The organism is Kitasatospora sp. NPDC042419, assembly GCF_056437345.1.
This window is the reverse complement of sequence record NZ_JBWKAW010000012.1, coordinates 223,559-241,890: the sequence shown is the minus strand read 5'-3', so window position 1 is coordinate 241,890 and position 18,332 is coordinate 223,559. Positions and strand designations below refer to the sequence as shown.

The window sequence follows — 18,332 nt, the reverse complement described above, 5'->3', positions numbered from 1 at the left end:
GGGAGGCGAAACGAATGGGCTGGTGGCGGGTCGACGCGGACACCCTGGCGGGGAGCCGGTTCGTCGTCTCGCCGCTGGCCGAGACGGTCGCCGTCCTGAAGACCCTCCAGCGGGGCGGCGCCGCCCACCCCGGCGAGCGCCGGTGGCTCGACGCCCACCTCCCCCGCTACCGGGCGCTCCTGTCCGCCGACCCGGTCACCGCCGCCCTGGTCGGCGCCGCGCTGGGCCCCCGGTGGAACGCCACCTTCCTCACCCCGACGCCCGACGCCGGGGACGGGCCCGTCTTCGCCCGGGAGCTGGAGCGGGTCCGGGCCACGCCGCCCGCCGTCGCCCGGGCCGACCTGGCCGAGACCCTGGGCGGCCCGGTGCCCGCGGTGCTGCGCCGCGACGACCTGCCGGAGCGCGCCGCCGGCCTGCTGGAGTGGGTGTGGGCGGAGACCGTCCGGCCGTCCTGGCCGCGCCGCAGACGGATCATCGAGGCCGACGTCCTCGCCCGGACCGCCCGGCTCGGCGAGCACGGGTGGGCCACCGCGCTGGACGGGATGCGGCCCGGCCTGCGCTGGCTCGGCGCGAACCGCCTGCAGGTCACCCGGTGCGACAGCGCGCCGCTGGAACTGTCCGGCGCACAGCTGCTGTTCGTCCCGGTCACCCCGGCCCGGAGCTGGGTCTGCTGGGACGCCCCGCCGGTCGACGGCCGGCGCGCGGGCCCGGGCCCGGGCCTGCGGTACGCGGTCGTCTACCCCTGCGCGGGCGTCCTCGCCGAGGACGAACGGCCGCCGGTCCCGCACGCGCTGGCCGCGCTCCTCGGCCCGGCCCGGGCCGGGCTGCTCACCCTGCTCGACGCGCCCAAGACCACCACCCAGCTGGTGGCGCTCACCGGGCTCCCGCTGGGCTCGGTGGGCCGCCACCTCAGGATCCTGCGCGAGGCGGGCCTCGCCCACCGCCGCCGGGCCGGCCGCTCGGTGCTGTACGTCCTCACCGCGGCGGGCCAGGTCCTGCTGGACGCCCGCCCGCCCGGGGCGGAACCGCGCTGACGGGCCGCTGACGGCCCCGTACCGACGGAGGCCCGGGTGGCCGGACGCCGGTGAGCGGGCCCGCTCCGGCTCACCGGGCCGGACGGCTCAGGACTCCTCGGCGGCGCGTTGGGCCGCCTTCACCCGCTCGGCCAGTTCGGCCGCCGGGATGCGGCGCACCGGGACGTGGTGGCGCTCGGCGAGCCGGTCGACCGGGTCCGGCGTGGTCTCCATCACGTCGAGGACCAGCAGGCTGTGGCCGTTCTCCACCTCCTCGCTGAGGACGATCAGCCCGGCACCGCCGTCGGTGTCGCGCCGGTTCTCGGCGGCGCTGCCGAGCGCCGTGCCGGCCGCCCAGCCCAGCAGGCCGCCGATCGGCCCGGCCAGCAGCCCGGCGAGGCCGCCGACCACCCCCGCGCCGACGGTCGACGCGCCCGCGCCGCGGACCTGGCTGACCGGGATGTCGAGGGTGCCGTCGTCCAGCCGGTCCACGATCGCGGACTGGCGCAGGCCCGGCAGGTGCTCGGCATCGTCGAAGGCGGCCCGGCAGGACTCCCGGTCGGTGAAGTCGAGCAGCAGGACGTGGTGGGTCTGGGTCATGGCCTCGACGGCTCCTCTCACGGCGGGGTGGGGCCAGTCCAGCTTGGTCCAGGCCCGGGCGCCCCGCCCTGCGGTGGTCCACCGTCCGGGGTCCCCGGCGGCCCTCCGGCACCCCGCCGACCCACTGACTCACCGACCCGCCGACCCACCGACCCGCCGACCCGCCGACCCGCCGACCGCGCCGAAGCGCGCCGGGGCCGGCTCAGTCGGCGGCGTAGGTGCGGCGGACGTTGCCCTTCGCGTCCGCCAGCAGGTAGCCGCTGTTGTGGTACTCGTCGGAGAGGTAGACCCGGATGCTCGCCGCGCCGTCGCTCCAGGCGTCGATGATCAGGTAACGGCTGGTCGGGTTCTTGACGTTGAGCGTTTCGTTGGCCTTCGCCAGCAGCGCCGGCACGACGTCCCAGTCGTACTGCGCGAGGTCGACCACCTTCTCCTTGGCCATCGACCCGCCGGTCCGGCGGGTGGTCGAGCCGTCGCGGTAGTCGATCCAGTCGTAGCCGCGCCCGTCGGCGGTCGGCACCTGGGCGCTCGCGTAGCCGGGGTAGACGGTGAGCTGCTTGACCTTGGTGCTGCCGGACTGCGCGGTCACCGCGGCGACCACCGTGCGGACGCCCTCGGGGGTGATCAGGTCCTTGGGCGCCGGGGTGTTCTTGGTCGTCTGCTTCGCGGTCGGTACGGCGGGGGTGTTCGCGGACGGCTGGTCGGCCGGCGGGGCGGGGACCGCGCCGGTCGTGGCGGGTGCTCCGCCGGGGACGACGGAGGCGCTCGGGGCGGTGCCCCCGCCGTTGGTGTCGGTGCCGTCCGGACGGAGCAGGACGGCGAGGACGCCGGCCACCGCGACTCCCGCCACCGCCATGGTCACGGCGGCCCCGGAACGGCGCCGGGCGGGCCGTTCCGGCCCGGTCCTCGCGGAGGTCGACCGGCCGGCCACGGTGGTGCCGTCCAGGTAGTGGGTGTCCGTGGCTCCGGAGTGGTCGGTGCCCGGACGGCCGGTATCGATGTCTCCCGGGTAGTGGGCGCCCGTCGCGCCCGGGTGCTGGGCCCCCGGGTACTGCGCGCCCGTCGCGCCCTGCTGGTAGGCGCCCGGGTAGTGGGCACCCGACGCGCCCGGGTGGCCGCCGGTGGTGGGGAAGCCCGCCTGGCCGGTCCCGTCCCCGGCGAACCCGGTGAACCCCGCACCGGCCGGACCGGTGTAGGCCGGTCCCCCTGCCGAGGGGTGCGGGGTGTCCAGGTGGGTCGGCGCCCACCCCGGCGTGGGGGCGGACAGCATCGGTCCGGGACCGTGCCCGACCCCCAGCCCGCCGCTCTGTTCGGCGGCGGCGAGGGCACGGTCGAGTTGGTCGGCGTCGGGGCGGAGTGCGGGGTCGCGGGCGAGCAGGCCGGCGAGGACGGGGCCGAGGGAGCCGGAGCGGGTGGCCGGGGGGAGGGGTTCGTCGAGGACGGCGGCGAGGGTGGCGAGGGTGGTGGCGCGGCGCAGTGGGTGGTGGCCTTCGACGGCGACGTAGAGCGTCATGCCGAGCGACCAGAGGTCGGAGGAGGGGTTGCCTTCTTCACCGCGGATGCGTTCGGGGGCTATGTACTCGGGTGAGCCGATGAGGGCACCGGTGGCGGTGAGGGCGGTGGAGTCCTGCACGGCGGCGATGCCGAAGTCGGTGAGGACGGGGGTGCCGTCGGTGCGGAGCAGGACGTTGCCGGGTTTGACGTCGCGGTGCTGGATTCCGGCGGTGTGGGCGGCGCGCAGGGCGGCGAGGACGCCGCGGCCGATGCGGGCGGCTTCGGGGACGGTGAGCGGGCCGCGGGCGATGCGGTCGGCGAGGCTGCCGCCGGCGACGAGTTCCATGACCAGCCAGGGGTGGGGGTGGCCGGGGGTGTCGACGATGTGGTGGATGACGGCGACGTTGGGGTGCTGGAGGCGGGCGAGGGCGCGGGCTTCGCGCAGGACGCGTTCGCGGAGTTCGAGGGCGCCGGCGGGGTCGGCGGCGGCCATGGCGGGGTCGGGTGGGCGGACTTCCTTGAGTGCGACCTCGCGGTGGAGCATGGTGTCACGGGCTCGCCAGACCAGGCCCATGCCTCCGCCGCCGAGGCGTTCCAGCAGTTCGAAGCGGTCGTCGATGAGCCGTGTCTCCGGCCCCCCAGTGTTCATGGCGGACATGGTAGGGGCCGCCGGGCCCGTCTTCGACTTCCGCACCTACCACGAGCTCCACCACGGGAGCTGAGCCCGAACCCGGTCGTGCTCAGGCATGAGTTCGGAGAATGCACCCGGGTGGGCGAGTCGCGACCGCCTTCCGGGTGGCACTGTCGCGGAGCAGCCCGCGCGCGCCGGGCGGGCTCGTTGTCCCCGGTATGCCTCTACACGTCGGGAAGGCCGCCTGGGCTGCGCTCTCCCTGCTGGTCCTCGCCCTCCCGGCGGTGGCAGCCGGGACCGGCCACCGTCCGCCGGCCGGCCGGCCCGGCGCACCGCCGCCGGACGGCTCCGGCGCCTGGGAGGTGTCCGCGAGCGCCGTCAACGTACGCCGGGACCACTCGGTCAACGAGACCGTCCTGGGCCTGGCCCGGTGCGGCGACCGGGTCGAGATCGTGGACACCTGGATCTCGCCGCTCGGCGCCCGCTGGAGCCGGGTGGTGGTCGGCCGCACCGGCCTGACCGGCTGGGTCCTCTGGTCGTTCCTCAGCCGCCCGCACCCGGCGGGGCCGCGGGGCGGAAGCTGTCCGTCCCCCACGGCCGAGCCGCCGGTCCGGCGCTGAGCCCCGGGCGCCCGACGGCCCGCCGTCCCCGGACAGGGCGTCCGCGCGGACGTCGACGGGGCGGCGTCAGTCGGCCAGCAGGCCGAGGGTCTCGTACGCCGTGGCGAGGGACTTCTCGGCGAGCGGCTTGAGCGCGGCCATCTGCGGCACGGTCGCCGCCAGTGTCAGTTCGGCGTGGACGAAGGCCAGGTCGTCGGCGAGTCCGATCGCGGAGAGCACGGACCGCAGGTACGGCTCCTGGTGGTCCCACCCCTCGCGCGGGGTGCCGGGCGCGTACGAGCCGCCCCGGGCCGAGACGACGACCACCGTCTTCCCGCTCAGCAGGCCCGGGCCGGCGCCCGGCGTGACCAGGTGGGCCGGGGTCACGAGGCGGTCCACCCAGGCCTTGAGGGTGGACGGGATCGCGTAGTTGTACATCGGCGCGCCGATCACCAGCGTGGTCGCGGCGCGCACCTCGGCCGTCAGCTCCTCGGTGAGCGCCCACCCCTCGGGGTGCTCGGCGGGGGCGCCGTCCGGCGCGAACAGGGCCTCGCGGACGGCGTGGGTGATGTGCGGGACGGGCTCGGCCCCGAGATCGCGGTAGGCGTAGCCGGCCCCGGGGCGGTTGCGCCGCCACCGCTCGGCGTAGAAGGCGGACAGTTCACGGGAGACGGAGCCGTTCCGGCGGATGCTCGCGTCGATGTGCAGGAGGGACGGCATGGCGGTGACCTCGGAGGAGTCTCGGCGGTGGGAGATGATCACGACCGTAGACATTGACGCCGACGTCAGGGCAAGGGGGCGGCACCGCGAGGGACGGCGCCGCAAAGGGCCGCGGCGCAAAGGGCGGCGGCGCAAAGGGCCGTCGACCTGTCGGCGCCCGTCGATCGGGTAGCGTCACCGCGCGTGGAGGAGATCCGACCGCTCACCGGTTCCCCGGTCGCCGCCCCGGGGCCGGACGGCCGGGTCTGGTACGCCGCGTACGGCTCGAACATGCACACCGACCGGTTGGCCTGCTACCTGCGGGGCGGCCGGCCGGCAGGGGGCGCGCGCAGCCACCCCGGCTGCCGGGACGCGCGCCCGCCCGAGCGGTCGGTGCCGGTGCTGCTCCCCGGGCTGCTCTACTTCGCCCTGGAGTCCAGGGTCTGGGGCGGCGGCATGGGTTTCCACGACCCGGGACAGCCCGGCACGACCCCCGCCCGGGCCCATCTGCTGACGGCCGGGCAGTTCAGTGACATCGCCGCCCAGGAGATGGGCGGTGCACCGGGCGGGGACCTCGACCTGACCGCCGTCCTGCGGACCGGCCGGGACCGGCTCGGGCCCGGCCGGTACGAGACGCTGGTCTGTCCGGGCACCCTCGACGGCGTACCCGTCCTGACCTTCACCGCGCCGTGGACGCTGGCCGAGGCGGAGCTGAACCCACCGCACGCCCACTACCTGCGCAACCTCGCCGCCGGGCTCGCCGAGGCCCACGGCTGGCCGCCGGGCCGGGCCGCCGCCTATCTCAGCAGCCGCCCCGGCGCGGCCGGCCACTGGACCGCCGCCGGGCTCCTGTCGGTGCTGACCGACGGCCCCGCCGGGGCGGGGTGACCCGGGGGGACCGGCCGACCGGCCGACCGGCCGACGGCGGACCGCCGACCGACGGACCGGGGTCAGTTCCAGGGGTTGGCCGGCTGGTCGTCGATGGCCGTCCAGAAGCGGAGTCCGGTGGGCAGGGACCCGGCGGCCCAGAACGACCAGCCCTCCCCGTCGTGGAACTCGGCCATCCGCCAGCCGGGGCCGAAGCCCGTCGAGCAGATCTCGTCCGCGACGGCCCGGCTGGTCAGCCGGGTGCCGGGGATCGGCGGGGTCGGCGCGACCTCACCCGCCGCCCAGCTGTGGAAGCCGGATGCGGGGACACCCGCGGGGGCCGGGCGGCCGTCCCGGTTCAGGCAGAGCAGCGGCAGGGCCGTGGTCGGCGGGGTGTCGCCGCCGTACGGGTTGCTCGCGGCGTCGTGGCCGACGTGCACGAGGTCGCCGGCGCGCTGTTCGAGGAGCGCCCAGGTCATTCCCGCGTGGCGCCCGCCGCCGAACAGGGCGAGGTAGGTCGCCCGGGAGACGTTCCACTGCTGGTACTCGCCGTCGTTGCAGTCGTGCAGGTAGAGGAACCAGGGCCCGATCACCTTCTTGTCGTTGTCCAGGCACTGTCCGAACGCCACGTTCCGCAGCCGCAGCCCGACCAGGTCGTAGTCGGGCGGCGTCCCGGTGGCCTGGTACGGGGTGACCTCCCAGCGCTGGCTCGTGGCGGCGGTCGAGCAGACGCCCAGCGTCACGACCTGGCCCGCGGTGATGCACCCCTTCACCCGGGTCGTGTCCAGCTTGATGCGGACGGTCGCCGGGAGGCCCGGGACGGGCTCCAGCTCCCAGCTCAGCGGGTTGCTCGCCGGGCCGCAGTCCCCGAGGACGATCTGCGCGGGGTTCTGCCCGATCGGGCAGAGCTTGGTCGCCTGGTTGAACAGCACCGTCCCGGGGGTGCCGGCGGACGCGGTCGGCGGGGCGATCGTCAGGGCGAGCAACGCGAGGACCAGGCCGGTCACAAACCGTTCGAATCGCTCGAACCGTTCGAAGCGCTTGAGGGGCTTGAAGCGCCTCAGGGAGTTGAGGGGCTCGACGGGCTTGAAGCGTCTGGCGCGCTCGGGCCGTTCGGGCGGCACGGGCGGCACGAGCAGCGCGGACACGGGGCCTCCAGGGGCGCGGGTGGCGGCGGGCAGGGGTCGGCGCGGCCGCCGGCGGGCCTTCCCGGGCACCGCCCCGGCACGGGCCGGCGCCAGTCTTCCAGCACCGCTCCGACGGCCGGAACCCCAGATTCCTGGGGGTCCGCGCCCGCTGTCCGGACGCCCCCGACCCGCCGGCGACCCGGCAGGCCCGCGCGAACCGGCACGAGGTGACCGTGCGTCATCAAGCGTGGAAGGTCTGGCAATTCGGTGGGCAAACGGCCGTTCGATGCCGGATGATCGGCACGGAGACAACCGGCACAGGCGGCCGGGGCGCGATCGCCGGCGAGGCGGTGGCGGAATGCGGTCGAGGGACGAAGGGGTGGCATGGAAGCGATCCGGGTGTTCGCACTGGTGGCAGCGACCATCACCACCGGACTGAGCGCCGGACTGTTCTATGCCTATGCGTGCTCGGTGATGCCCGGGTTGCGCACCACCGACGATCTGACGTTCATCCAGGTGATGCAGCGGATCAACGTGGCGATCCTCAACGGGTGGTTCCTGCTGAGCTTCCTCGGCGCGCTGGTGTTCACGGCGCTGGCCGTGGCGCTGCACCTGCCGGCCGACGGGCACCGGGTGCTGCCGGCCGCCGTGGGCGCCCTGGTCTGCTACTCGGGCTCGCTGGCGGTGACCCGGATCGTCAACATCCCGCTGAACAACGCGCTGGCCGCGGCCGGGGATCCGGGGCGGATCGCCGATCCGGTGCGGGTCCGCGGGCGGTTCGAGGCGCGCTGGGTGCGGTGGAACACCGCGCGGGCACTGCTCTGCACGGCGGCGCTGGGATTCCTCTGCTGGGCCCTGGTGCTGCACTGCCACACCACTCCCAACTGACGCCGGGTCCGGCACCGCCCGGCAACACGGCCGGCGCCGCCCCGCACGAGGGCCGGCGTCCCGGTCGCCCGAGCCGAGTCGGCCGACCCGTCCGACACCCGTCCGCCCCGGACGCCCAGCAGCCCTCAGCCGGCCAGCACGACGGTCGTCGCCCCCGGCTGCGAGGGAGCGAGGTCCGACCCGGCGGCCGACGGGACCGCCCCGGCCGTCCGGCGGTGCTCCTGCGGGGTGAGGCCGCGGACCCGCTTGAACGCGGTGCTGAGCGCGAAGGCGTCGCTGTAGCCGACCCGGCGGGCCACCGAGGCGACCGTGAGCTCGGGGTCGCGCAACAGGTCGGCGGCCATCGCCAGACGCCAGTTCGCCAGGTACGCCATCGGCGGTTCGCCGACCAGCGCGGTGAACCGGCGGGCCAGCCCGGCGCGGGAGACCCCGACCTCGGCCGCCAGCCCGGCCACCGTCCACGGCCGGGCGGGGTCGTCGTGCAGCAGGCTCAGCGCCGGGCCGACCACCTGGTCGTGCTGGGCCCGCAGCCAGGCGGGCGCGCCGCCGTCCGGAGCGGACAGCCAGCCGCGCAGCGCACCGACCACGAGCAGGTCCAGCAGCCGGTCCAGCATCACCTCCTGGCCGGGCTCGGCGCGGGTGACCTCGGCGGCCAGCAACCGGACCAGGGTGTCCTCGGCGGTGTCCACCCCGGCGGGGCGCACCAGCAGGTTCGGCAGGTGGGCGAGCAGCCGGCGGCCGATCTCGTGCTCCTCCTGGTACGTCCCGGAGAGCAGGACCGAGGGCTGCTCGTCGCCGGGCCGGGTCTCGCCCCAGGTCCGGATCCCGAGGGACAACGAGGTGGCGACGCTGACGCCGTCGCGCGAGCAGACGCTCCCGGGGCCGATCGTGATCTCCTCCGCGTCCTCGGCGGCGAGCGGGGCACCGGAGGCGGGCGGGGCACCGGCGTCGGTGAGGCGGTACGCGTCCGGTCCGCGCAGCAGCGCGAGGTCACCGGGCCGCACCAGCACCGGCTCCCCGCCGTCGGGCCGGATCCAGGCCTCGCCCTGCAGCATGGTGAAGACCGACAGTGGTGCGCGGTCCTCGATCCGCAGCGACCACGGCGCGCTGAGGACCGATCGCAGCAGGAACGCACCGCGGGCCTTGGGGCCGTCGAGCAGCCCGGTGAGGGTGTCCATGGGGATCAAGCCTAGACGGAGGCGCCAGGTTGACCACATGTCAGGCGGGCGGGCCGTGGGCGGGCCGGTCAGGGGCTCCCGGGGGGTCAGTGGGAGCGGGGACGGCGGTGCAGCAGGAGGGCCCGGGTGAGGGCGACGACGGCGGCCGTGCAGAGGACGGTGCGGCCGATGTTCGAGGCCGTCCAGACCGACTCGAAGGCGGCGCGCGCGGCGGTGGCGTCCATGGTCCCGGCGGGGTCCCCGGCCTTCGCCAGCCGGTCGTTGAGCGGGACGTTCACCGCCGCCGTGAGAACCAGGGCGGCGGTGTAGAGCAGGGTCGCGACGGCCGTCCAGAGCGCGGCGGCCGACTGTCCGGAGCGGCGCAGCAGCCACGCCCCCACGGCGGGCACCGCGAACGCGCCGAGGAAGACCGCACCGAAGACCGGGTTGGTGATCGCGGTGTTGATGTTCTGCATCACCGTGACGTAGGTGCGGTCGTCGCCGGCGGCGAGGCCGGGCATGACGGAGATGTCGAAGGCGAAGAAGAGGCCGGACATCAGGCCCATGGCGGTGGTGGCGGCGGCCAGCACCGGACCGGTGGCGCGGGAGGCGCCCGTGCTCGGCGCAGCGGTGGCCGTGGCGGCGGCGGTGGCAGCGGCGGCGGTCGCGTGGGTCGGGGCGGCGGGCACGGGGGCTCCTCGGGGCGTGGGTGGGGGCTGCTTCTGGTGTACGGGCGAAGGTACGGGAGGTACGGGAAGTGCGGAAGGCACAGGAGGTGCGGCGGGCAGCGGGGCGGCGGTCCGGGGATCGCGGCGGGATCCCCGGACCGGAGCCGGTCGGTGCTGCGGAGGGTCCGGGCCGGTGTGCGGCCCGGGGTCGAGCGGGAAGCGGCCGGACGGTGTCAGGCCGCGTCGGGCCGTGTCAGGCGGTGCCGGACGGCGTCAGACGTTCCAGACGCCGGTCGCGGCGGCGGCGCGCGCGTAGTCCGCGAAGTCGCGCGGCGGGCGGCCGAGCGCCCGCTGGACGCCGTCCGCCAGGTGCGCGTTGCGGCCGTCCAGGACCATCGTGAACAGGTCCGCGAACTCGCCGGGCAGGCCGATGCCGGCCAGCACCTCGCGGTACTCGTCCACGGTGACCGCCCGGAAGCGGATCTCCCGCCCGGACGCGGCGGAGAGTTCCGCGGTGACCTCGGCGAAGGAGAGCAGGCGCGGTCCGGTCAGCTCGTAGACCTGGCCGTCGTGGCCGTCCTCGGTGAGCGCCGCCACCGCGACGTCGGCGATGTCCTCCACGTCGACGAAGGGCTCCTCGGCGGCGCCGATCGGCAGCGCCAGTTCACCGGCCAGGACCGGCGCCAGGAGGAAGCTCTCGGAGAAGTTCTGGTCGAACCAGGCGCAGCGGACGACGGACCAGCCGGTGCCGGCCGCGGCGACGGCCTCCTCGGCGGCCTGGGCCGACTCCTCGCCCCGGCCGGACAGCAGGACCAGGCGTCCGACGCCGGCCTTGGCCGCCCGCTGGGCGAAGGCCCCGACCGTCTCGACCGCGCCGGGGAACGCGAGGTCCGGGTAGTAGGCGAGGTAGGCGGCCGTGACGCCGTCGAGGGCCGCGTCCCAGGTCGACTCGTCGCTCCAGTCGAACGGGACCGGGGCGGTGCGCGAGCCGATGCGGACGGTGTGGCCGAGGGCGGTGAGGCGGGCGGCGACCCGCCCGCCGGTCTTGCCGGTGCCGCCGGTGACCAGGACGGTGGCGGGGGTGGAGGCGGTGGTGGAGGTGGTGGAGGCGGTGGAGGCGGTGGTGGAGGTGGTGGAGGTGGTGGAGGCGGTGGTGGAGGCGGTGGTCTGCTGGGTGTTCTTGGTGTCTTCGCTCATGGCCATCAGTCAACTCCGTACGGCGGCGCCCGCACATGGCCGTCGGTCTCAGTCGCATGTGTCTGCGTCTACGCCCCACCCGCACCACGCCACCCCTCGGCACCATCCGCACCACGCACGCCGCGCGGGGCCGGGCGGCGGCCCGGCCCCGCGCGGCACGGTGTCAGCCGGCTGCCGGACGGGTGGCGGTGACCACGGTGGCGTCGAGGTCGTCGTCGGTCACGAGGGCGGCGGTCAGGCCGGCGGCGGTGACCACGCCGAGGGCGGTCGCGGCCTGGCGCTCGCTGGTCTCGAACAGCAGCGTGCCGCCCGGGGCCAGCCAGTGCGGGGCGTCCGCCGCCACGCGGCGCAGCACGTCGAGGCCGTCGGCGCCGCCGTCGAGGGCCGGCAGGGCCTCGTGCAGCCGGGCCTCGGCCGGGAGGAGACCGACGTCGGCGGTGGGCACGTACGGGACGTTGGCGAGCAGGACGTCGATCCGGCCGCGCAGACCGGCCGGCAGCGGCTCGAGGAGGTCGCCCTCGAAGACCTCGGCGCCGGTCGCGGCGAGGTTGCGGCGGGCGCAGCGGACGGCCGCCGGGTCGAGGTCGGCGGCGTAGAGGGTGACCGGGTGACCGGCCGTGGCGGCCAGGGCGGCGCCGAGCGCGCCGCTGCCGCAGCAGAGGTCGACGACCAGCGCGCCCTCGCCCGCCAGCGCGGTGGCGGTGCGGACCAGGAACTCGCTGCGCCGCCGGGGGACGAAGACGCCCGGGTCAACGGCGATCCGCAGACCGGCGAACTCGGCCCAGCCGGCGACGTGCTCCAGCGGGCGGCCGGCGGCGCGGTCGCGGACCATCACGGCCAGCTCGGCGGCCGACCCGGCGGCGGCGAGCAGGATGCGCGCCTCGTCCTCGGCGAACACGCAGCCGGCGGCACGGAGTCGGGCGGTCACGGACGAACGCAGCGAAGCGGATGAGAAGACAGACAAGGGAACCCCTCGGAGAACAGGTGTGAGGACATCCGTCTCGGGGCTACCCGCGCATCCGTCGCCGTACGACGGGACCTCTCACGCGGTACGGCCTGCGGTGGTACCGCTAGGCGTACGGGGCGAGGGCACCGCGGTCACGGCCGGGGAGCACCCGTTCCGGCACAGCGGTCATGGATGTCACCTCCCGTTCGAGCGCGTTCTTCTGCGGCGTCGGCCACCCTACCCCACGCGGGGTGGCAGGGCTGCGGCACCCCGGGGCCGAGTGGTACGCAGGATCCATGACGAACCCGCAGCGACCCGAAACCGTGCTGGCCGTGCTGTGCGACATCGACGGCGTGATCCGCTTCACCGACCACCGGGAGGTACGGAGACTGGAGGACGAGGCAGGGCTGCCGCCCGGCACGACCGCCGAGGTGGCGTTCGCCGACGGAACCGGCCCGCGGCTGGTGCTGGGCGCGCTGACCCGGGCGGAATGGGCCGCCGAGGTCGCGCACGGGCTCCGCGCCCTCGTCCCGGCCGACCGGGCCGCGGCGCTGGCCGCCGCACTCACCGGGGCGCCCGCCCGCGTCGACGGGACCGTGGTCGGGCTGCTGCGGCAGACCCGGGAACGGGTGCCGGTGCTGCTGGTCAGCAACGCGACGCTCTGGCTGGAGGAGGACCTCGCGGCGCTCGGGCTGGGCGACCTCGCCGAGGGGGTCGTCAACAGCGCCCGGATCGGGGTGGCGAAGCCCGACCCGGAGATCTTCCACGTCGCGGCCCGGCGGGCCGGGGTCGCGCCCGAGCGCTGCCTGTTCGTCGACGACAGCCCGGCGAACGTCGCGGCCGCCGCACGGCTCGGCATGACGGCGGTCGACTTCCGGGAGCCGGCCGACCTGCGGCGGGCGCTCGCGCCGCTCCTCGACGAGTGACCGGCCGCCGGCGCTGCCCGGTCCCCGGCCTCCGGTCCCCGGCCGGAACGGGCAGCGCGCCGGCGGCCCGGGGTCAGACGCGCTCCTCGGTCCTGACGATCTCGTCGATCCTGCGCTGCAGCGCGTCGGCCTGGGCACGGGCCTCACGAGCGGCGGCGTGCTCGCCGAGGAGGTCGAGCGCGACGGCCTTCTGCCGCAGGTCGGCCACCTGCTGACGCATCGCCGGCAGGTCGTACTCGACGGCGCTGCGCGCGGCCTCGTCGGTCGTGGCACGCTTGGCGGGCACGCTCTCCGCAGGCGCGTCCTTCTCCGGCTGGACGGCGCAGACCGCCCCGGCGGACTGGCCGCCGAGGCCCAGCGCCCCGCCGAGCAGCGTGCCGAGGACCTGCCGGCAGACGGCGGCCTCCTGGGCGTTGTGCGGGCCCTCGGCCGCGGCCGGCTGGGCGACGAGCAGCGGCGCGGCCACCAGCGGTGCGGCGAGGAGCAGGACGGAACACGCGGCGCGGGCGGCGGACTCGACGATCTTCATGGCAACCCCATTCGGGTAGGCGATGGACGAGCCATTCCCTACCGGACGGGGCGGCCTGACGGCCGGACGCTGCGCCGTTGGTGGGCGTGTCCGGCGCCCGGAGGGGCCTGAGCGGGCGAAGGAAGCCGCGCGCAGGAGCGGGCGCCGCAGGAGAGGCCCGGTCCGGTGGCGGGAGGCCTGTGCGGACCGGGCCCGGACCGGCACCGGCGGACGACCACGGCGGGGAGCCGCGCTGCTGTGGGCGACGGCTGCGGAGGCAGGCGGCCACGGCGGGCCGCCCGGGGTGGGCGGCCCGCCGGGGCCGGGGAGCCGGTGCCGGGGGGAGCGCGCCCCCCGGCGGCCGGTCAGTCCGCCGTGCAGGAGGCGCCGGGCGAGGCCAGCACCCTGGCCGCGCACCGGTGGCCGCGCGCCGCGGCCTCCCGCAGCCCGCCGCCGGTCAGCCCGCCGCCGGTCAGCCGGCCGTCGAGGAAGGCCGCCAGGAAGCCCGCCGCGAAGGCGTCGCCGGCGCCGGTGAGGTCGCGCACCTCGCCCACCGGCGGGACGGGCACCGTGAACGGCTCCTCCCCCGGGACGTCGATCGTGGTCGCCTCGGCACCGGACTTGGTGACCACCGTGGTGCCGGCCAGCCGGGCGCGGCCGGGGCCGGGCCGGCCGTCGGCCAGCAGTCCGAGGTACGCGGACTCCTCCCGGTTGGCGAACAGCAGGGTGGGGGCGAGTTCGGCGGCGAGCGCGAGGAAGCGCTCGCGGCCGAACCGTTCGAGCATGCCGGTCGAGGAGGCGTCCAGCGAGCTCGTGCCGCCGGCCCGGCGGACCCGCCGGAGGGCGTCGACCGCCGCGCCGCCGACCGGTTCCCCGTCGAAGGAGTAGGCGGGCACGTGCAGGTGGGCCAGGCCGTCCAGCCAGGTGTCCGGGACGCCCTCCAGCAGGGTGGCCGCGCCCCGGTCGGGGAGCATGGTGCGTTCCCCGGCGTCGTCGATGAGGACCACGATGCTGCCGGTCCGGCCCCGGCGCGTGACCCGCACGTCGACGCCGTGGCCGGCCAGTTCGGTGACCAGGCCGTCCCCGGCCGGGTCCTCGCCGACGCAGCCGAGGAAGCGGGTGGGGCACTGGCCCGCGGCGAAGGCGGCGACGTTGGCGGCGCTGCCGCCGCGCCGGCGGAACACCCGGGCGTCGGAGTCGGTGCCGTGCCGCAGCGGGCCGTCGACCCAGACAACGATGTCCTCCACGAGGTCGCCGAGTACGCCGAGCACGGGTCAGGCCCCGTTCCGGGCGGCGGCGAGCGCGGTGGCGATCTCGCCGCCGAGCCGGACGTTGCCCCGGTACACCTCGACGTTCACGTCCAGGCTGCGGCCCTGGGTGTCGCGCTGGATGAAGTCGAGCAGGAACGGCGTGGAGGCGTTGCCGGTGATGCCCTGGCGCTCGGCCTCGGCCCAGGCGCGGGCGAGCAGCGCGTCGAGTTCCTGCGGCGGCAGCTGCTTGTCCGGGTCGACCGGGTTGGCGATGAGGACGGCCTGCGGCAGGTCGAGCCCGTCGCGGGCGTCGATGACCCGGGCGGCCTGCTCGGGGGTGTCGACCTGGTAGGTGATCTCGTGGCCGGAGTCGGTGACGTAGAAGCCGGGGTACTTGCGGGTGCGGTAGCCGATGACCGGGATGTTGAGGGTCTCGAACCGCTCCAGGGTGGCCCGGATGTCGAGGATCGACTTGACCCCGGCGCTGATCACGGTGACGGGGGTGGCGGCGAGGGTGGTCAGGTCGGCGGACTCGTCGAAGCTCTCGGCCGCGCCGAAGTGGACGCCGCCGAGGCCTCCGGTGGAGAAGACCCGGATGCCCGCGCGGTGGGCGAGGAAGGCGGTGGCGGCGACGGTGGTGCCGCCGTGCCGGCCGAGTGCGGCGACCACCGGCAGGTCGCGGAGGCTGGCCTTGTCCAGGTCGTCGGCGGCGGAGAGCTCCTCGATCTGGCCCGCGGAGAGGCCGACCGTCGGCACACCGGCGTACACGCCGATGGTCGCGGGGACGACGCCGGTGGACCGCAGCCGCTCCTCCGCCTCCAGCGCGACCTCCAGGTTGCGGGGCCGCGGCAGCCCGTGCGTGAAGATGGTCGATTCGAGCGCGACGACGGGGGTCCCGGCGGCGACGGCCTCGGCGACCTCGTCGGAGATGCGGATGGGCAGTCCGGTCATGGCGGGGGCTCTCTTTCGGGTGCCGGTGCCACCACGGTGTGGCAGCGGTGTGCTCAGCCTAGGGAGCGATCACATCGGGATCCAGAATGAGTCCTGGGCCTTCTCATAGACTGGAGACTATGAGTCTCACCCTTCGCCAGCTGGAGGTCTTCCTCTCGGTGGCCGACACGCTGCACTTCGGCCGGGCCGCCGAACGCCTGCACATCTCCCAGCCGACGGTCAGCCAGGAGGTCGCCCGGCTGGAGCGGACCGTCGGCGTGGAGCTGTTCGACCGCAGCCGGCGGGCGGTCAGGCTCACCTCCGCCGGCGAGGTGATGGCCGCCGAGTCGGCCCGCCTGCTCGCCCAGGCCGACGCCCTGCTCGCCCGGGTCCGGCTGCACGAGGAGACCAGGATGGGCACGGCCCGGATCGTCGCCTCCCCCACCGTGGTCAACCGGCTGCTGCCGGCCGTGGTCAGCCGGGCCGAGCGCGAACTGCCCGACCTCGTCCTGGCCGAACTGTCCGTCGACACCGGGCGGGTGTCGCCCACGCTGGCCGCCGAACTCGCCGACATCGGACTCGGCCGGTTCCTCGACGACGTGCCCGGCTACCGGCGCGAGCGGATCGCCGAGGAGCCGGTGCACGTCGCGCTCAGCCGCGACCACCCGCTCGCCGCGCGGGCGGAGGTGCGGCTGGACGAGCTCGGAGACCTGCCGCTGCTGCTCTGGCCGCGCGAACAGAACCCGCGCTACTACGACCACGTGCTCGCGCTCTGCGCCGAGCGCGGGGTGGAGCCTCCGGTGCTGGTCGGCCCGGCCCGGATCGTCGGCTCCCGGCTCTACCTGCTGTCGCAGAGCCGGGCGTTCTCGCTGTTCCCCGCCTCGATGACCGGCCACCTCACCGGGGACGTGGTCACCGTGCGGCTCGCGGACCGGGCCACCCTGCCGCTGGAGCTCCAGTGGCGCCTGGACGACCGCCGCCCCGGGCTCGCCGCACTGCGCGAGCTGATCCGGGAGGAGGCGGCCGCCCTGGAGGCGTGCTGAGCCGTCGGGGCGGCGGCACCGTCCGGCAGCCCGGTCCACGGCTCGGCCGGCGGCGCGGCCCGCGGCTCGGAACGCGGCTCGGAACGCGACCCGGCGGTTCGGCCGCGTCCGTCAGAACCTCAGGTACCAGCCCCTGATCGTGCCGGGGAAGTAGCCGCCGGTGTCGGTCACCCGCAGCCGCCAGACGCCGTTCGCGGCGTGCGCGGAGGCGTCGACCCCGTAGAGGGCGACGAGGTCCGTGGCGATGTCGTAGTTGCCCGCCTCGTGGAGCATGAAGGCCGCGCCGACCGGCGCCACCAGTTCGACCCTGAGGTCGCTCCGCCACCAGTAGGCGATGTCCGCCCCGACGTCGAGGTCGCGCGGCGCCTTCCCCGGCACGCCGGTGACGGTGACCGGGGCCTCGACCGTGCCGATCCCGTCGAACTCCACCGGGGACGGGGAGGCGAACCCCGGCCCGCGCGGCCGGTTCGGCACCGTGCCGGTGTAGAGCAGCCGGTTGGCCGAACCCGGTCCCAGGTCGTGGAGCGAGTCCACCGTCGCCGCGCCGGTCAGGGCGGCGGCGACCTGCGCGGGCGCGGCGGTCCGATGGGTCGACAGGTACAGCGCGGCCGCACCGGCCGCGTGCGGGGCGGCCATCGAGGTGCCGGACATGTTCATCCCGATGCCCTCGAAGTCGGTCAGGTACCAGGCCGAGGTGATGTCCACGCCCGGCGCGTAGAGGTCCACCAGCGGGCCGTAGTTCGAGAACCCCGCCTGCGCGTCGTCCACGGCGGTCGCGCCGACGGTGACCGCCGTGGGCACCCGGGCGGGCGAGTGCTCGTTCGCGTCGACGCCCTGGTTGCCCGCCGCGACGGTGTAGGTCAGCCCGGCGGCGATCGAGTTCGCGACGGCCGCGTCCAGCACCGGGTCCGGGTCGCTGCCCAGGCTCATGTTGACGACGGCCGGCCGCGCGGCGTTCCTGGCCACCCAGTCGAGGCCCGCCACGACCTGCTCGGTGGTGCCCTCGCCGTTCTCGTCCAGGACGCGCACCGCGACGACCTTCGCCGCCTTGGCGACCCCGAAGGTGGTGCCGGCCACCGTCCCCGCGACGTGCGTGCCGTGGCCGTGGTCGTCGTCCGCCACCGCGTCGCCGTCCACCGCGTCGTAGCCGTAGGAGGCCCGCCCGGCGAACTCCTCCGAGGTGATCCGCACCCCGGTGTCGACGACGTAGACCGTCACGCCCGCGCCGGCCGTGTCCGGGCAGGTGAAGCGTTCGTCGTACGGGAAGCGCCGCTGGTCGACCCGGTCCAGGCCCCAGGCCTCCGGGGAGGCCTGCACCCCGTCGAGCCGCACCCGGCGGTTCGCCGAGACCAGCGCCACCGACGGGTCGGCGGCCAGCCGGCGCGCCTGCCGCTCGGTCAGGTCCGCGGCGAACCCGTGCAGCGCCGCGTCGTAGCTGCGGCGGACGGTGCCGCCGTACGCGCGGGCCAGCGCCGCCGAGACGTCCGCCACCGAACGGGCGGCATCTGCCGAACGGCCGCCCTCCGCCGACGACTTGAGGACCACCAGGTAGCTGCCGGGAACGGCGTCCGGCGACCGCGCGCCCTGCACCACCCCCTCCGGCGCCGCCGCCGAGGCGGGCAGCACCCCGCCGGCGCCGACCGACAGCACCGCGGTCGTCCCGAGCACCGCGCAGCCCCGGCGCAGTCGTCGTCCCACAGCCATGGCCCGGCCACCCCCTCCGATGTCGAATCCCCCGGACCGCAAGACTGACCCGTCGTCAGATCGCTTGCAATCCATCCGGGTTGCC

At 75.9% G+C, this 18,332-nt stretch carries 18 protein-coding genes; 6 read left to right on the top strand and 12 right to left on the bottom strand.

All coding sequences use genetic code 11. The features are described 5' to 3' along the window. The first annotated feature begins 14 nt into the window (after nt 1–14). Complete coding sequence (locus tag AC067J_RS23460; protein ID WP_478302149.1) at nt 15–1,034, top strand: winged helix-turn-helix domain-containing protein; 1,020 nt, start codon at nt 15–17, stop codon at nt 1,032–1,034. A gap of 87 nt (nt 1,035–1,121) precedes the next feature. Here AC067J_RS23460 and AC067J_RS23455 read toward each other — a convergent pair whose 3' ends face one another. Together AC067J_RS23455 and AC067J_RS23450 are read right to left on the bottom strand one after the other, a co-directional pair. Further along, on the bottom strand, nt 1,122–1,613 hold the full coding sequence (locus tag AC067J_RS23455; protein WP_478302147.1) for a histidine kinase: 492 nt from the start codon (nt 1,611–1,613) through the stop codon (nt 1,122–1,124). A 202-nt stretch (nt 1,614–1,815) separates the two neighbouring features. Then, nucleotides 1,816–3,756, bottom strand: a complete 1,941-nt coding sequence (locus AC067J_RS23450) for a serine/threonine-protein kinase (protein WP_478302146.1) — start codon at nt 3,754–3,756, stop codon at nt 1,816–1,818. 200 nt (nt 3,757–3,956) lie between these two features. Between AC067J_RS23450 and AC067J_RS23445 the strand changes: the two genes are divergently transcribed. Then, entirely contained in the window at nt 3,957–4,358 is a 402-nt protein-coding gene (locus AC067J_RS23445; protein ID WP_478302144.1) for an SH3 domain-containing protein, read from the top strand. Nucleotides 4,359–4,424: 66 nt separating this feature from the next. On the opposite strand, the gene AC067J_RS23440 is transcribed toward AC067J_RS23445, so the two are convergent. Continuing rightward, entirely contained in the window at nt 4,425–5,111 is a 687-nt protein-coding gene (locus tag AC067J_RS23440) for an FMN-dependent NADH-azoreductase (RefSeq protein ID WP_478302142.1), read from the bottom strand. A 129-nt stretch (nt 5,112–5,240) separates the two neighbouring features. Here AC067J_RS23440 and AC067J_RS23435 point away from each other — a divergent pair, with 129 nt between their 5' ends. Beyond that, complete coding sequence (locus tag AC067J_RS23435) at nt 5,241–5,924, top strand: histone deacetylase (protein ID WP_478302141.1); 684 nt, start codon at nt 5,241–5,243, stop codon at nt 5,922–5,924. A gap of 62 nt (nt 5,925–5,986) precedes the next feature. Here the strand turns inward: AC067J_RS23435 and AC067J_RS23430 are convergent, their stop codons facing one another. Continuing rightward, on the bottom strand, nt 5,987–7,051 hold the full coding sequence (locus AC067J_RS23430; protein ID WP_478302139.1) for a hypothetical protein: 1,065 nt from the start codon (nt 7,049–7,051) through the stop codon (nt 5,987–5,989). 363 nt (nt 7,052–7,414) lie between these two features. On the opposite strand from AC067J_RS23430, the gene AC067J_RS23425 reads away from it, so the two are divergent. Then, on the top strand, nt 7,415–7,918 hold the full coding sequence (locus AC067J_RS23425; protein WP_478302137.1) for an anthrone oxygenase family protein: 504 nt from the start codon (nt 7,415–7,417) through the stop codon (nt 7,916–7,918). 125 nt (nt 7,919–8,043) lie between these two features. Here AC067J_RS23425 and AC067J_RS23420 read toward each other — a convergent pair whose 3' ends face one another. From AC067J_RS23420 to AC067J_RS23405, 4 genes are all read right to left on the bottom strand, one after another. Beyond that, nucleotides 8,044–9,096, bottom strand: a complete 1,053-nt coding sequence (locus AC067J_RS23420) for an AraC family transcriptional regulator (protein WP_478302135.1) — start codon at nt 9,094–9,096, stop codon at nt 8,044–8,046. 86 nt (nt 9,097–9,182) lie between these two features. Then, nucleotides 9,183–9,764: an anthrone oxygenase family protein gene (locus AC067J_RS23415; protein WP_478302133.1), complete on the bottom strand. Its 582-nt coding sequence runs from the start codon at nt 9,762–9,764 to the stop codon at nt 9,183–9,185. 252 nt (nt 9,765–10,016) lie between these two features. Continuing rightward, a complete protein-coding gene (locus AC067J_RS23410) occupies nt 10,017–10,940 on the bottom strand; it encodes a Rossmann-fold NAD(P)-binding domain-containing protein (RefSeq protein WP_478302131.1) in 924 nt (307 codons plus the stop codon). Between the two features lie 163 nt (nt 10,941–11,103). After that, nucleotides 11,104–11,904, bottom strand: coding sequence for a putative protein N(5)-glutamine methyltransferase (locus AC067J_RS23405; RefSeq protein WP_478302130.1), 801 nt, complete (start codon nt 11,902–11,904; stop codon nt 11,104–11,106). Between the two features lie 278 nt (nt 11,905–12,182). On the opposite strand from AC067J_RS23405, the gene AC067J_RS23400 reads away from it, so the two are divergent. Beyond that, nucleotides 12,183–12,812, top strand: a complete 630-nt coding sequence (locus AC067J_RS23400) for an HAD-IA family hydrolase (protein ID WP_478302129.1) — start codon at nt 12,183–12,185, stop codon at nt 12,810–12,812. A 73-nt stretch (nt 12,813–12,885) separates the two neighbouring features. Here the strand turns inward: AC067J_RS23400 and AC067J_RS23395 are convergent, their stop codons facing one another. The 3 genes from AC067J_RS23395 to AC067J_RS23385 all read right to left on the bottom strand — a co-directional run bounded on the left by AC067J_RS23395 (nt 12,886) and on the right by AC067J_RS23385 (nt 15,521). After that, nucleotides 12,886–13,341, bottom strand: a complete 456-nt coding sequence (locus tag AC067J_RS23395) for a hypothetical protein (protein WP_478302127.1) — start codon at nt 13,339–13,341, stop codon at nt 12,886–12,888. Between the two features lie 344 nt (nt 13,342–13,685). Beyond that, a complete protein-coding gene (locus AC067J_RS23390) occupies nt 13,686–14,591 on the bottom strand; it encodes a carbohydrate kinase family protein (protein ID WP_478302125.1) in 906 nt (301 codons plus the stop codon). Between the two features lie 3 nt (nt 14,592–14,594). Further along, on the bottom strand, nt 14,595–15,521 hold the full coding sequence (locus tag AC067J_RS23385) for a pseudouridine-5'-phosphate glycosidase (RefSeq protein ID WP_478302123.1): 927 nt from the start codon (nt 15,519–15,521) through the stop codon (nt 14,595–14,597). A 119-nt stretch (nt 15,522–15,640) separates the two neighbouring features. Here AC067J_RS23385 and AC067J_RS23380 point away from each other — a divergent pair, with 119 nt between their 5' ends. Next, a complete protein-coding gene (locus AC067J_RS23380; RefSeq protein ID WP_478302121.1) occupies nt 15,641–16,543 on the top strand; it encodes a LysR family transcriptional regulator in 903 nt (300 codons plus the stop codon). A 111-nt stretch (nt 16,544–16,654) separates the two neighbouring features. Here AC067J_RS23380 and AC067J_RS23375 read toward each other — a convergent pair whose 3' ends face one another. Next, entirely contained in the window at nt 16,655–18,247 is a 1,593-nt protein-coding gene (locus AC067J_RS23375; protein ID WP_478302120.1) for a S8 family peptidase, read from the bottom strand. Between the last annotated feature and the right edge of the window lie 85 nt (nt 18,248–18,332).